General features: G+C 50.4%; 14 protein-coding genes and 1 pseudogene. 1 reads left to right on the forward strand and 14 read right to left on the reverse strand.

What is annotated here, in order from left to right; all coding sequences use genetic code 11:
- Nucleotides 1-265: pseudogene (locus ACYC56_RS07225) on the reverse strand (nicotinate phosphoribosyltransferase); the annotation flags it as partial.
- A gap of 39 nt (nucleotides 266-304) precedes the next feature.
- Nucleotides 305-847: a macro domain-containing protein gene (locus ACYC56_RS07230; RefSeq protein ID WP_461373509.1), complete on the reverse strand. Its 543-nt coding sequence runs from the start codon at nucleotides 845-847 to the stop codon at nucleotides 305-307.
- Between the two features lie 248 nt (nucleotides 848-1,095).
- On the opposite strand from ACYC56_RS07230, the gene ACYC56_RS07235 reads away from it, so the two are divergent.
- Complete coding sequence (locus tag ACYC56_RS07235; RefSeq protein WP_461373510.1) at nucleotides 1,096-1,410, forward strand: STAS domain-containing protein; 315 nt, start codon at nucleotides 1,096-1,098, stop codon at nucleotides 1,408-1,410.
- 30 nt (nucleotides 1,411-1,440) lie between these two features.
- On the opposite strand, the gene ACYC56_RS07240 is transcribed toward ACYC56_RS07235, so the two are convergent.
- From ACYC56_RS07240 to ACYC56_RS07295, 12 genes are all read right to left on the reverse strand, one after another.
- Nucleotides 1,441-1,872 carry an ACT domain-containing protein gene (locus tag ACYC56_RS07240; protein WP_461373511.1) on the reverse strand — a complete coding sequence of 144 codons (432 nt, stop codon included), beginning with the start codon at nucleotides 1,870-1,872 and terminating at the stop codon, nucleotides 1,441-1,443.
- Nucleotides 1,873-1,990: 118 nt separating this feature from the next.
- Nucleotides 1,991-3,286 carry a phenylacetate--CoA ligase family protein gene (locus ACYC56_RS07245; protein ID WP_461373512.1) on the reverse strand — a complete coding sequence of 432 codons (1,296 nt, stop codon included), beginning with the start codon at nucleotides 3,284-3,286 and terminating at the stop codon, nucleotides 1,991-1,993.
- A 108-nt stretch (nucleotides 3,287-3,394) separates the two neighbouring features.
- Nucleotides 3,395-5,251, reverse strand: a complete 1,857-nt coding sequence (locus tag ACYC56_RS07250; RefSeq protein ID WP_461373513.1) for a VanW family protein — start codon at nucleotides 5,249-5,251, stop codon at nucleotides 3,395-3,397.
- Nucleotides 5,252-5,365: 114 nt separating this feature from the next.
- Nucleotides 5,366-6,070: a DUF881 domain-containing protein gene (locus ACYC56_RS07255; RefSeq protein WP_461373514.1), complete on the reverse strand. Its 705-nt coding sequence runs from the start codon at nucleotides 6,068-6,070 to the stop codon at nucleotides 5,366-5,368.
- Nucleotides 6,071-6,076: 6 nt separating this feature from the next.
- Complete coding sequence (locus ACYC56_RS07260; RefSeq protein WP_286678421.1) at nucleotides 6,077-6,415, reverse strand: small basic family protein; 339 nt, start codon at nucleotides 6,413-6,415, stop codon at nucleotides 6,077-6,079.
- Nucleotides 6,416-7,144: a DUF881 domain-containing protein gene (locus tag ACYC56_RS07265; protein ID WP_461373515.1), complete on the reverse strand. Its 729-nt coding sequence runs from the start codon at nucleotides 7,142-7,144 to the stop codon at nucleotides 6,416-6,418.
- A gap of 189 nt (nucleotides 7,145-7,333) precedes the next feature.
- Nucleotides 7,334-8,749, reverse strand: a complete 1,416-nt coding sequence (locus tag ACYC56_RS07270; protein WP_461373516.1) for a phosphoglucomutase/phosphomannomutase family protein — start codon at nucleotides 8,747-8,749, stop codon at nucleotides 7,334-7,336.
- 49 nt (nucleotides 8,750-8,798) lie between these two features.
- Nucleotides 8,799-11,303, reverse strand: coding sequence for a sugar phosphate nucleotidyltransferase (locus ACYC56_RS07275; RefSeq protein ID WP_461373517.1), 2,505 nt, complete (start codon nucleotides 11,301-11,303; stop codon nucleotides 8,799-8,801).
- Between the two features lie 75 nt (nucleotides 11,304-11,378).
- Nucleotides 11,379-12,056 (reverse strand): MBL fold metallo-hydrolase, encoded by a 678-nt coding sequence (locus tag ACYC56_RS07280; protein WP_461373521.1) that lies wholly within the window; start codon nucleotides 12,054-12,056, stop codon nucleotides 11,379-11,381.
- Nucleotides 12,046-12,636 (reverse strand): CDP-diacylglycerol--glycerol-3-phosphate 3-phosphatidyltransferase, encoded by a 591-nt coding sequence (gene pgsA, locus ACYC56_RS07285; RefSeq protein ID WP_461373518.1) that lies wholly within the window; start codon nucleotides 12,634-12,636, stop codon nucleotides 12,046-12,048. The genes ACYC56_RS07280 and pgsA overlap by 11 nt, the downstream gene beginning before the upstream one ends.
- A 22-nt stretch (nucleotides 12,637-12,658) precedes the next feature.
- The gene (locus ACYC56_RS07290; RefSeq protein WP_461373519.1) at nucleotides 12,659-13,093 is read right to left on the reverse strand and encodes a type II toxin-antitoxin system RatA family toxin; all 435 of its coding nucleotides are present in this window, start codon (nucleotides 13,091-13,093) and stop codon (nucleotides 12,659-12,661) included.
- Between the two features lie 44 nt (nucleotides 13,094-13,137).
- A partial coding sequence (locus tag ACYC56_RS07295) for an aspartate aminotransferase family protein (protein WP_461373520.1) occupies nucleotides 13,138-14,006 on the reverse strand: 869 nt, incomplete at its 5' end.

Consider the following 14,006-nt stretch of genomic DNA (forward strand, 5'->3'; position numbering starts at 1 on the left):
CGTTAATGACAACGTGCTCGGGCATAAAGAGCGTGCCCTCGTCGAGTGTGTCGATGTCGACGTTAACGCCCTCGAAAAGATGCGCCAGCTCTTCGATACCGGCAAAAACGGCCCAGGGCCAGGAATCCGGAAAACCGGCCGCCCTTATCTCGCCGGCTACATGCTTTTCAACCTGTTTTTCTTTGAGGATCTTAACATCGCGCAGGAAGTAAACATCCGTAATTTCACCGGCTTTTATCTCTGCGGCGGTCGCAGTATGAAACATCCTGTCCACTTGGGTCTCCTTTTACCGGCCGGACAGTAACTATGCGATTACTTTTTCCAAATCTTTCTCGGCACGGTTTAAGAACTCGTTGTATGCTTCATACCCAAATAAGACAAAGACGATTTCCTTGATAAAGCTTTCATTGGTGTTAAGATACTCTTTGACTATCTTGAACATGACCCTCGCCGCCTCGTTGAACGGAAACCCACCGACGCCTGTTCCAAGCGCGGGGAAGGCAATGCTTTGTATGCTGTTCTCATCGGCGACCTTAAGAGCCGATAGCGTGGCGCTTCGGATTTTTTCGGCATCGGTGATGCCGTCGATGCCCATAACCGCCGCGTGGATGATCCATTTTGTTTTGAGGACGCCGGCAGAGGTCAGTAAAGCCCCACCTATCTCTATGGGGCCTTTCTGGACGGCCTCGTCTTCTATCTGCTGGCCGCCTTTCTTTCTGATTGCCCCGGCAACGCCGGCGCCCATATACATGCGGTTATTCGCTGCGTTCACGACCGCCTCGACATCAGCCTCGGTAATATCCCCTTGCTGGATGATTATCCTTACATCATCGATTCTGTGTTCCATGGGGCTCCTCCAATCATCCAAAAGTCGACTAACCTGATAACGTCTGTTTGTTATTTACAATAGTGTGATGTTTTGTCGGTGGGTGGTCAATATGTTTTTAGCTACCAGAGCTAAAGATTTCAGGGCAACTTGATGGCAATTTTTAAGCTCATGGTTTGCTACCCATATTTATGGGTATAAAAAACCTCACTTCCACAATCTATTGCAAGTTCTTCTATCGTGTCCGGTCATTTAGACTTGGAGTACCCATGAAAGCACCCGAGAACTTTAGCTGCCAGATAATCGCACTAGATTCCGAACTCTTAGTGAGTCTCCAAGGAGACCTCGATATGTACACTACTTCTATCCTGCAAGAGGACATCTGGGATCACCTCTACTCGAGCATCAAAATAATCACTATCGATTGTGATAGGGTGCGATTCGTAGATAGTGCTTTTTTACAATTACTTACGATTATAAACATGGAAGTAGAATCTGTGCGAATAATCAACGCAAGCCGGACGATCAGGAAGATATTCGAGATCACCGGCTTGGATGATATTTTTATACAGGATAAGTACTAGCGCCCTGTTGATCCCCTCTTTTGGATATGGCTAAATCTCGTGTAAATCGGCCGCGCTTAGCAGTTTAATCCCTGAGGCCTCGAGCGCCGCCATCGCTTTACCTATATCCTCGATACGCATGATATCGACGGCCGCGTTGCGGTCCTTGTCAACGAAGCAATAGAGGTATTCAACGTTGAGACTGTTTTTATCGAGCGTCTCGAGCACTTTCGCGAGACTTCCCGGAGTATCGGCCACTTCTACCGCAAGGACATCATTTTCCTTTACGGTGAAGGCGTTGCTTTTAAGGATCTCGATAGCCTTTCGCGGCTTATCTACGATCATCCTCAAAATTCCGAAATCGGATGTATCCGCTATAAACAGCGCCCTGATATTAATACCGTTATCGGCAAGGACCTTTGTTACGTCCGCAAGGCGCCCCTGCTTGTTCTCAAGAAATACCGAAAGCTGTGTTGCTTTCATATCGTATGACCTCCCATATCATATCGCTAGCTCCTGCACCAGAAGCACTTTCCCTAGTATCTAATTCGTAGTTCGTAACTCCTAAGACTTTTTCCTCTAATTCGCAATTCGAAATTTCCTAGGGTTGCCTGTTGTCTATTACTCGTTTTGCCTTACCTTCACTTCGCTGGATGGTTTTGGGCTCGACAAGTTTTACGTCTACGCTTATATTGAGGATACTCTCGATCTCGCGCTTTATTTTGCGCTCGAAAGCTTCCATGCCCTTCACCTCGTCCGTGAAGAACCTCTCGTTGACTTCGACCTGGACCTGTAAGACATCCATTGTCCCTTTTCTATCGACAACCAGCACATAGTGCGGCTCGGTCCCTTCGATCTGCATGAGAACGCTTTCGATTTGTGAGGGGAACACGTTTACTCCTCTGATGATGAGCATATCGTCGGTGCGACCGGTTACCCGGTCCATTCTCGCGATGGTTCGGCCACATCCGCATTTCTCGTAAGTAACGGCCGAAATATCCCTGGTACGGTAGCGTATGACGGGGAATCCTTCCTTTGTTAAGGAAGTGAATACAAGCTCTCCTTTTTGCCCTTCGGGAAGGACTTCGCCGGTATCGGGATCGATGACTTCAACCATAAAGTGGTCTTCGTTGATGTGCAGGCCGTCTTTTTCCGGGCATTCGAAGGCAACTCCGGGGCCGATGATCTCGCTGAGGCCGTATATATCGATGGCGAGGATACCGAGCTTTTTCTCAAGCTCGATTCGCATATTGTTCGACCAGGGCTCGGCTCCGAATACGCCCGCTTTGAGTTTTAGAGAACCGGCCACGCCCATTTCTTGTGCGGCTTCAGCAAGGAACAGCGCGTATGATGGGGTGCAAGCGAGGATGGTGCTGCCGAAATCCTCCATGATGGTGATCTGGCGCTTTGTGTTACCGCCGGATATGGGGACGACCGATGCTCCTACACGCTCGGCACCGTAATGGATGCCCATACCGCCCGTAAAAAGGCCGTAGCCGTAGGCGTTGTGGACGACGTCGTCAGAAGTGGTTCCCGCGGCCGAGAGCGTTCTGGCCATAAGCTCCGACCAGGTATCGATGTCTTTCTTGGTGTAGCCCACGACAATCGACTTGCCGGTGGTGCCGGATGAGGCGTGCAGCCTGACAATATCCGTCATCGGTACGGCGAATAATCCGAAAGGATAATTATCTCTTAAATCTGTTTTGACAGTGAACGGGAGTTTACTAAGGTCATCGAGCGTCTTTATGATGTCGGGCTTAATCCCCTTCTCATCAAACCGCTTCTTATACATCGGCACCGACTCGTATACCCGCTTGACCGTCGCTTGAAGCCGCTCGAGTTGCAGATTATGGAGCTGCTCGCGCGGCATTGCCTCGTACTCTTTGTTCCAGATCATAATACACTCCCTCACCTGTAATCTGATGCTGTGAAAACGGTGCCCTTAATGCACACCGCAAGCGAAGTTGAAACCAGTTTATATAATAGCTAAAAAGTGGTGTTCCGTCTATTGAGCAAGTGCTGGGGCCGGTACTGTTGTCGGTGTGGTTATTGGTTTTGTGGTTGTCGGGGTGGTCGTGCCGGGTGCCGGTGGAGCCGCTTCCACACGCGTACCGACGCGCACGACCGACTTACCGGGCGAGTATCTACTGAAAAAGGTATCCTCTTTGACCAACTTGCCATCTTTATAGACTTTTCGTTTTACCGAAACATCTCGACCGGCGATTCCGTGTTGTTCTACCTTGGTAGCTCCCTTCAGAAGGGTCGGGTCGTCGACGCTTTTAGTGGGCGCCGCTCGATAGTTGCTCGGCCCAGCAGTCGTGTACTCCACTTTTACGTTCTGAGTGGTGCTGTAGAAACTGATGGTGATCGAACCACCCACCGTTTTGGTTTTTATGAGCACATACGCGCTGGTATTGTTCTTAAATTTCAGGTCGGGTCCATCCCAGGATACGGTGGCATCCCTGCCGGTCGGGTAGTGGCTGATAAAGAAGCTATGGTTATGGCGCTCCACCACATCATACCCGCCGAAGAATATTACGTTAAACAGTGTGGTCGCAACCTGACAGACCCCGCCGCCAATCGATGGGACAAGTTCACCATTGATGATTGCCGGTGCTTCGCGGTATCCCTTCTCGGCCGTTCTTGGGCCTATAGTACCGTTAAACGAGAACGTCTCGTTCGGCGCCACGATATTGCCGTCGAGGCTACTGGCCAGGGTTTGAATATTGTGTACCCTCGAGGTTTGCCCCGCGTTGAAGAAGGTCGTGTAGCTCGAGACCTTCTTCTTAATGCCCATTTTCCCTGCGTCTTCGGTTGTCAACTTCGGTTTCGAGGTTTCGGTGGCGAGCATAACCTCTCTTGAATCCTCTGTTTTACTCGCATCGAATATATCGCTATGTGCTTTATCAAGGTCGACTTTTGTGCCGTCGTTGCTGGGGACGATGGTGACCTTGTCCCCTTCGATCTTAAACTCGGCATCTTTCGGCTCGGTAGCTATCTCCTTGGTCTGCTCTTCGAGGTAACTGGTTACTTTGTCTTTGTCGAATTTTACGTCGATACCCCAGTCCTGGCCTTCTCGTACCTTGGCAAAGTCGAGCCACGCTGCGATCTCTGTTACGGGGATCCCCCATTTCTTATCGCGATATTTCAGAACGACCGGGGCTTTGATGATCTGCTTAACGGTATCCCTGACATCGCTGAGATCTTTCTCCGCTATATCCGGTTTTTGTACGACGACCGGAAGTTCGATGCTGCTGATATCTTTATAGGCAAACGCTTTTAATAGTTGATCTACCAGGATGTTTTTCTTTACCCCCCGGCCGTCTTTGCTGCTTGTCAGTATCGCCCGGCCATCTACGACTTTTATTGCACCGTCCACTGCCGGCTGGTTTACTTTCTTGGTGATGCCCTTGATAAACTTATCGAGCTTGTCTTCATTATATGCAAGCTCCGGGTCGACATTGCGCGGCTTAAGCCAAAGCCCGATACGGTCACCGATAATCTTGATAAACTTTCCGGTTCTTCCTACAGCGAATGCTTTATCGATGGTTTTGTTAATATCTATGCGGGCATCTAGCTCTCGGGGGTTTGCTTTCCAGGTGTTGTTCTTGTAGGTGATGGTGATGGTTCTATGCTCGAGGACGTCCGATAAACGGTTAAGCTCGGCGCGGGCTTCGCTTCTGGTTTCGCCGCCGAATTGTACCCCGCTGATCTTTACACCTTTATGAACCTTGTTGGAGTAGAGTGCGGCATCAGCAATGCTTAGTCCTGCGATAATCACTACTATGGACGCCACTATGATGAGCGAGATTCGTAATGCAGGTTGCTCTAATCTCTGTTTTATTTTAGCGTTTAATTCCATTCCGGTCCCTTGAATACTTGATATAGTGCTGTATCTATTACCTCAATAAAAGGTGTTATCTGTTATTTATAACTAACATTGCACTATTCATCAAGCGCTATATTGTAAGTTTTCTCAACTAGTATGTCTCCCGGCAGACGCCACCGCCTCGATCCTGAGGTTGTTTTCTTTCGTTATATAGAACGATACACCCGAAAGAGACGATAAGTTGTCTCTAATGCCCCCGGTAATAACGAGCGCCTCGTGGAGAACCTCCGGGTCCCCAACGGCAAGCAACTCGTACGGTGGTGAGACAGGCGCGCCATCGACAAATATAGCACTACCCTTTTGCATAATTCCAGTGTCCGCGATAACTCTTGTTCCGTTTATTGAAACAGCCTCGGCTCCGCCGACCCTTAGCTCGGTTATTATGCCGACAAGGTCGTTTGAGTTAAGCGATTTATTCTCGTCGGTGACCTCGACCTTGACACCCGGTCCCGTTACCTCTGTAAGCCCCGCTATTATCTTCAGGTTGTTGAGGTTTTTTGACGTCTCCTTTATGACCGCCGTGCTGTCATGACTGGTACGCTGGATTTTAAAGAGCTGCAGGCGCAGGTCGGATGTCTCAGCCCTCAGGTTGTTTATTTCGCTGTTGAGATTGCTTACGATTTGACTTAAGTCTGATTCGGTGGCGCTCTGAAGCACCTGTGACGCGGTTTGCTGCACCCTGAACTGGGTTGCCAGCAAAACACCGATGACCATGCATACAGCGGCTATGGCCACCTGTGTTCTTTTACCCTGGCTGTTTAATAGCTTGATGAAGTTCTGGATGTGGTTCAACTACTGCTACTCCCAGTGCCGTTTTTGGAAATAGTGTCTTCTGACTAATGCTAAGTTTTGGAACAGACGAACTCCGAATGCCACGACTGCGGCAAGGTACAGGTCGATACCCAACCTATCCCCCATAAAGACAATCAACGCCGCCAGCAGCGTGTTGCTAAAGATTCCGGTAAAGAATAGTTTTTCGTTAAACTTCATTTCAAGGCTGGCCCTTAATCCGCCGATCGCGCTATCCAGCGCCGCCAGCAACGCGATACCAAGATACTTGGACCAGGTCGCGGGAATCGGGATATTTAAGACCAGCCCGATGACTATTCCTATTATTAATCCGATGAGAGGTAGCACCTAGTCTCCTCCTTTTACGACTGTTGCGTTTTCCATTAGCAAGCTTCCTGAATATGCGGGCACTGTAAGCCCCTCTTTTTGTTCCACATCCGCCTTGAGACCGTAAAACTTTGCGATCTCGTTAAGCAGGTGCTTGGTGTTGGTGTCGGTTTCCATCGCATCCATCATTTTTTTCGAATTACCGACCGCTTTTATTGTAAACGGTGAAACCAGGCGCATCGAGTTTACGAGCACGTACCCGCCCGCGCAACGAACCGATGAGGTCGAGATGAGCCTTTGGCCGTTAACGCTTATCGCCTTCGCCCCACCCGCCCACAGGCTATTTACAACCAGCCTGATATCGTAGTCATGGATAACGTAATCATTCGGCTCGCCATCCTTTGGGGATTGCTGGCTATCGGCCAATGTCACGATGAGACCGGGCCCTTTTACGTCAGTTAAACCCGCCGCCTTTTTGATATCGTTGAGATCTTTTGTATATGTAGAGAGGATACCTTGCGTTTGCGCTGCGGAATTCTCATACTTCGAGATTTGTCCTCGAATCGACTCTATTCCGGCTTTCAGGTTATCTCGTTCCTTCTCTAGTCCATGTACTGTTTTGATCAAGTTTTCTTTTCGCGGTGTATTAAGAGCTTCGCGGTTCCTTTGCTGTGTATTAAACGCCGTCGCCAGAAGCACCCCGAGCACCATACAGACTACCGTCAGTGAAAGGTGCCAATTTTTCTTCAACTCTACTCCCCCACCGGTAGATTCATTAATTCATCAGTATATACGATTGGCCGGTTAGTTAGAATATGGCACCACCTGCAGGTATCCGTTGACCAGCATCCCTACTACAATGTTTACCTGGAAATATTCAAGGCCTTGATCGAGGGCTTTATTACGGAGTTGTTTAAATTAAAAACCGGTTAACCGTTTTTACGTCATCATCGATTGTGCGTATTGTTCTAAGTTCTCGAATCGGGCTTTATCCCGGGATTCGATGTAGATGCGTACGAGCGGTTCGGTGCCGGAGGGGCGGGCGAGCATCCAGTCGCCGGATGCGAGAATGTACTTAATCCCGTCGACCGCCCTCGTCTCGACTACCCTCTCGCCGGCTATTTCCTGCGGTGGGTTGTTCTTAAGCTCGCTCAGCAGAAAGTCTTTTCGCTCCGGCGTAAGGTGTATATCAAGACGTTTGGCATAGAACTTGCCGTATTTTTCATAAATGCCGTCGAGGATTTCGGTGAGCGGCTTTTGCTCGTAGGCGACCATCTCGGCTAGGAGAAGATCGGCAAGCAGGCCGTCTTTCTCAGGGATATGCCCCAGGATACTTAAACCCCCGCTCTCTTCGCCACCCACGACAACCGGTTGTCTCATCATCTCTTGGGCGATGTACTTAAAGCCGACCGGCACCTCGATAGCTTCTGTGCTGTAATCTTTCGCTATCTCATCTAAGAGGTGTGTCGTCGCCACGGTTCTGACAAGAGCGCCTTTCATGCCGCGGTTTTTCAGAAGATGAACCGCTACCAGGCTTAATACCTGGTTTGCAAAGATATAGGTACCGTTAAAATCCACCGCACCGAACCGGTCTGCGTCACCATCGAGGGCCAGACCTAAATCCGCTTTCATCTTCATCACTTCGCCCTTTAACTCAGCGAGATGCTTTTCGCTTGGATCGGGATACGAGCCTCCGAAGAGCGGATCGCGGTAATTATGAATCGTTTCGACCGTGCAACCGACTTCGGCGAGAAGCGTATCCATCAGCCCCTGCGCAGCTCCCCACATCGGGTCGAGGGCGACCTTAAGCCCGGCCCGGCGTAGTCTATCGAAGTCGATGAGCGTTGAGAGATGTTTTGTGTACTCAGGAAACGGCTCTATATCGTGTACCAGGTCGCTTCCCTCAAGCGATGCCGTTTTTACGCCGCTGCCGTCAACATTTGCCGAGATATACTTCTCTATGGTTGCGGTTATCTCAGGGCTGGCCGGCCCCGCATACTCAGGTATGAATTTAATGCCGTTGTATTCGGGAGGATTATGGCTCGCTGTGAGCATTATCGCTCCGGCGGTATCGTAAAGCTTAATAGAATAAGCCGTAATGGGCGTCGGGAGGGCACGCCGGGACATATAAACAGGAATATCGTTGCCGACCATAACGGACGCGCATTCTGCCGCAAAGCGCTCCGCAAAAAACCGCGTATCGTGCCCGATAACAATGCCCTTCCCTGCTAAACCAGCTTCTTTCAAGTAATCAGCTACGGCTTGGGCTACGATTCTAACATTCGAGATTATGAACGTGTCGTTCATAATCGCACGCCAGCCGTCCGTTCCAAATTTTATAACCGAATCAACCATTCGCCGGTATTCTCCCTCCCTGTAATAGCAGCTGCCTTTTTCGTTGTTATTATTCGTCGGACGCGATTACGCCCTCCACAAATTTTACGAATCTGTCTACCTCGTAGTCGGCGTCTTGCTGAGATTTACTCTCCGCGTATATACGAACTACCGGCTCATCGGGATCGGGTAAGAGAAGCGCCCAGCCGCCATCGCCGAATGTCTTCACGCCGTCTATCATCTCAACCTGCTCGCCCTTGGTTTCTTCCATTATTTTTCTCATCACGAGGCCCTTTTTGTCCCAAGGGCAGAAAGTGTTTTTATGCGACAGGTAGTACGATGGCAGGCTTGCCGCCAGCTCCGATAACGGCCTGTCCGCTGCCGCCAGGTACTCCATAAGTTTAAAGAATGTGACGATGCCGTCATAAGCGGGCAGGAAATGCGTGAAAATGTAACCGCCGCCCTGTGCGCCTACGAATGATACGCTCTCGTCAAGCGCGGCTTCCATCATCGAACGAGTGCTCACCTTTGTCCTCATCACATCGCGCCCGAACGATGCCGCGATTTCCTCCGCAACCGTCGAGACCGTTAACGGAACGGCTATTTTTCCTTGCTGCGCATCAAACTGGCAATGCAGGTACGTTAATAAATGAAGCGCGTCGTTGGCCGAAATCAGGCGCCCTCGATCATCGACGATCGTTACCTTTTCGCCACCGCTATCTATCATAATGCCGAAATCCGCCTTAAACGTATCGACTATCCTCGATAGCTGCTGCGTTGCCGTTCCAAGCTGCTCAGGTGAGATGGTCGTCCTATTCTCGCTGGTAAAGGCGTTGAGCCCGATGACGTCGCAGTTCAACTTTTCAAGCAGGTGCGGCATCATAAGCGCCGAGCTTCCAAACGCGTAATCGACGACCACTTTGAAGTGACGCTGCCGGATTTTTTCAATATCGATAGATTTAAGAACCGCGTCCCGGTACGCTTCTACTGAGCGCTGAGGGAATTCCGTCTCACCTATCTCATTGTAGAACACACGCCGGAAATCCTGGCGGTAGTAGTATTTCTCGATATCGCGCTGGGAGCCTTCCTTAATATCGATGCCATGCGTGTCGAAGAAATGGATCTCCATCGATTGCTGATCGAACGGGGACGTCCTCACGTGAATGCCGCCAACCTCCTGGCCTGTCTGGATAAGGAACCTGTTTACCGAAGACGAGGTAACTCTGAGGTCGCTACAGTTGATCCCGGTTGAGTTTAAGCCCGCTATCATCGCCCGCTTTATCATCCTTGAGACACGGCTCGCATCCTGGCTTACAACCACTTTCGAGTCTTTTTTGAGGGTTGTCCCGTAGGCCATTGCAAGTTTCATGGCAAGATCGGCGGTGATATCTATATTGATAAGTCCGCTGACCCCATTAGCGCCAAAGAGGCTTCTCATCCCGCGTGATTCCCAGATAAGGTTGCTGTTTATAACCGCGCTCTCATCCACCCTCTTGAACGGGTAGATTTTTACGTCATGGTTGATGACGGCGTTGTCGCCGATTACCGAGTCGTCGCCGATAACGACGCCCTCTTCGACACGCACGCCGTTTTTAATATCGCAGTTTTTACCGATTACCGCGCCGTGCACGTGACATTGTGAGCCGAGATATGCATTATCCCAGACGATACTGCGATGTATGTGGGCTTTGCTCTTCATGACAACGTTGTTGCCGATTACCGAATACTCATCCAACTCCGCGCCCGGCTCGATCTTGGCGTTTTGCCCTATCGCGACCGGCCCCGATATATCGACCGAAAGGTCGACATCCGCACCGTCGCCGATCCAGACGTTGTCTCTCATCCTTATGCCGGGAGGTTGAATTTTCGACTTTAGGTCGAGGATATCCCGGTGCGCCTGCATATACTGCTCGAAGTTACCGATATCGCACCAGTAGCCGTCCATAACGCAGCCGTAGAGCGGTGCGCCCATCTCAAGGAGCGTCGGGAACAGGTCCTTGCTGAAATCGAACTTTTCGCCTTTTGGGATGTGCTTAAATATTTCGGGTTCAAGGACATAGATGCCGGTGTTAACGGTGTCGCTGAACACCTGGCCCCAGGAAGGTTTCTCGAGGAACCGCTCTATCTGACCGGCTTCCTCGGTAATGACCACGCCGAACTCGAGCGGGTTCTCGACGCGCTTAAGCGCGATCGTTACCATCGCGCCTTTTTTCTTATGGAATTCGGCCAAACTTGTTAAGTCGAAATCAGTAAGGGCGTCGCCGCTGATGACTACGAAGGTCTCGTCGAGAAAGTCTTCGGCTTCCTTCACGCTTCCGGCCGTACCGAGCGGGAAATCCTCGATAGAGTAGTGCATATTTACGCCTTGGTCGGTTCCCTTGCCGAAGTAGTTCTTGATCAGCTGTGGTAGAAATTGTAGAGTCGCGACTATGTCAACCATCTGGTGCTCACGGAGTAATTCGAGGATATAGTCCATGACCGGTTTGTTCAGAATCGGGACCATTGGTTTTGGTTGGTTGCTGGTTAAAGGCCTAAGCCTCGTGCCTTCGCCGCCAGCCATAACGACTGCCTTCATACATACCTCCTGATTGTAAAGAATGAAACTTTGTTCAAAGCAAAATACGGTGGTTCTATTATTAAGGATCTGGGCCTACCGGATGTACTCCATGACCCAAACCTCTGGTTCACTCGGTAATGTTGAAGCTGATAACGACACGGTACTTCCTACATGCTTGACCGCCGGCATTTCTCGGACAAATGGCTCCACGCCCTCGACCTTTATCGTGCAGGCCCCCGTTTTGTAGTGCATAGGTATGGCCACCTTTGGCTTTAGTGCCTTGACGACCGCTGCCGCTTGCTTATGATCTATCGTATAGACGCCCCCGACGGGTATAAACAACACATCTACCCCTTTAAGCGCTTTGACCTGCTCCCCGGTCATTGCTTGCCCGTAATCACCCATATGTGCTAGTGAGAGGCCGTCTATGATAAACTTGTATATTGTATTACGTCCCCGTTTCTCCCCCACTACTTCGTCATGGTAAGAGGAAATTCCTTCAATAAATATGTCATTTATATGAAACTCTGCAATCGCATCTATAACCCTTGGTGATCCACCAACGGCTGCGACGTTATTGTGATCATGATGGTGATGGCTCAACGTAATTATATCAGCGGCGACTTCCGGGGGTGTGTATCCTGTTTCGGCGTCAACAGGGTCTGTGATTATCCTGATCCCGCTGCTGCTCTCTATAAGAAACATGGCGTGCCCAAACCAGCTTACCTTAACGGCACCACCGTTCCCTATGTTTTTCTCGTTACTCAGAATGCTCCCTCCTTGGCGGGGTGAATCTTTTGTCTGCTTGGTTGCTCCTTATTATACTTATCCCTAATTTGACGTATTTTAAACCGGTTACCAGCGATAAAGCTACGCCGATATAAAAAAGCCCTATCCCGAGGGTTGTCGTGCTTAACACCCCGACTCGAAAATCAAGGAGCAGAAAAAACACCGAAAACATTAAGATCGCGGTCGCAACCTTGCCCTCGTAGGCGACCTTTATCCGGGCACCTAGACGGGATATATATATCCAGCCGATAACCATGATAAGATCGCGGCCGACGACGATAAGCACGGCCCAGAGCGGCACCAGGGCGCTTATCTTTATGTAAAGAACGACCATTGCCGAGATGATGAGGATGCGGTCCACGACCGGGTCGAGGATTTTTCCGAACTCGGTCACCTGGTTGAGCCGCCGTGCGACGAACCCGTCGAACCAATCGGTGAGCGCCGCGATCCCGAACGCAAGCGCCGCGACAAGATGAAGCGTGGGGCTTGCCGCCAATGCCGCATAAATATAGACGGGCACGAGCAGAAGCCTGGATAGCGTCAGTAGATTTGGGATATTCAAGGTCACGTAGGCACCTTTTCTGTTATTCTTCCGCTTTCTTCTTAAGGTCTGAGAGCATTTGCAGCACGTTATCCCGAAGCACTTTCGTCAGCAATGGATGCAAAAGCGGCGCCAACATCGGTACCCCGAATTCAAATTCCATATTGAACGTCACTTTTGTCGATTCACCGTTCTGCTCGAGTTGCCAAAATCCTTTCAATACCTTAAGGTCGCCTTCTATTTGCTCATAATCTATCCGGCTTTCGTCCGGCTTTACAAAATCCTTCTCGACCCATCTAATGGTGCGCCCAACGACTTCGTTTATCCATTCTGAAGTCGACCACTCATCGTTCTTTTCAAGGACGGTAACCTTCTTTACGTCCGCCATGAATTCTGGATATTTTTCGAAGTCCGAAATAATAGAAAAAAGCGCTGCGGGCTCCATTTTAATATCGATTTGTTCTTCAACTACGGGCACTGCTATCCCTCCTGTATATCTACGAGCGGTTATTAATAAAGCGGTTAATCCATAAGCGTTTTATACTTATCTACGGCGTTATAGAGCAGGCCGAGCATGAAGTCGATTTGCTCGTATGTGATGATGAGCGGCGGCTCGATACGGATGACTTTTGGGTTGTTGAGCATGTACAGCACAAGAACGCCCTCCTGCTCAAGCTCAAAGATCATGCTTCCAACCAGGCCCTCGTCGGAAAACTCAAGGCCGATAAGCAGGCCTTTCCCGCGTACGTCCGTTATTACGCCGGGGAAATCCTCTTGCATTATCTTTAGTTTTTCCAGGAAGTATTCGCCTTTTTCAGCGGCCTGTCGCGGCAGGTCTTCTTCTATGATGATATCGATGGTCGCGTTTGCCGCGGCGCATGCCAGCGGGTTTCCACCAAACGTCGATGTATGAAGCAGCGGGTATTCCTCGAACGGCGCGAACGCTTTCGGCGTCGCAATAAATGCGCCTATCGGCATTACGCCGCCACCCAGCGCTTTTGCGAGCGTCATGATATCGGGGGTGACGCCTTCCTGTTCGCACGCAAACATAGTGCCGGTCCTACCCATACCGGTTTGCACCTCATCGAGGATGAGAAGCGCGCTGGTGTCGTCGCAGAGCTGACGCACATCGCTTAAGTATCCCTTCGGCGGGACGATTACTCCGCCCTCCCCCTGGATGGGCTCGAGGATAACCGCCGCAGTAGTCTTGCTAACGGCTGCCTTAAGCGCGTCTATGTCACCAAACTTTACGTGGTCGAATTCTGGGAGCAGGGGCTTAAACGGGTCCCTATAGAGCGGCCTGCCGGTCGCGCTTAACGACCCCAGCGATTTACCGTGAAACCCGTTATCGGCCGCTATTATTTGCGGTTTCCCGGAAGCGATCCTCGCCA

The organism is Candidatus Aquicultor sp. (assembly GCF_054640775.1).

What these genes read in the sequence shown, in the direction of transcription:
- ACYC56_RS07230 (WP_461373509.1), bottom strand. Translation starts at nt 847, where the DNA reads ATGGAACACAGAATCGATGATGTAAGGATAATCATCCAGCAAGGGGAT.
- ACYC56_RS07235 (WP_461373510.1), top strand. Translation starts at nt 1,096, where the DNA reads ATGAAAGCACCCGAGAACTTTAGCTGCCAGATAATCGCACTAGATTCC.
- ACYC56_RS07240 (WP_461373511.1), bottom strand. Translation starts at nt 1,872, where the DNA reads ATGAAAGCAACACAGCTTTCGGTATTTCTTGAGAACAAGCAGGGGCGC.
- ACYC56_RS07245 (WP_461373512.1), bottom strand. Translation starts at nt 3,286, where the DNA reads ATGATCTGGAACAAAGAGTACGAGGCAATGCCGCGCGAGCAGCTCCAT.
- ACYC56_RS07250 (WP_461373513.1), bottom strand. Translation starts at nt 5,251, where the DNA reads ATGGAATTAAACGCTAAAATAAAACAGAGATTAGAGCAACCTGCATTA.
- ACYC56_RS07270 (WP_461373516.1), bottom strand. Translation starts at nt 8,749, where the DNA reads ATGGTTGATTCGGTTATAAAATTTGGAACGGACGGCTGGCGTGCGATT.
- ACYC56_RS07275 (WP_461373517.1), bottom strand. Translation starts at nt 11,303, where the DNA reads ATGAAGGCAGTCGTTATGGCTGGCGGCGAAGGCACGAGGCTTAGGCCT.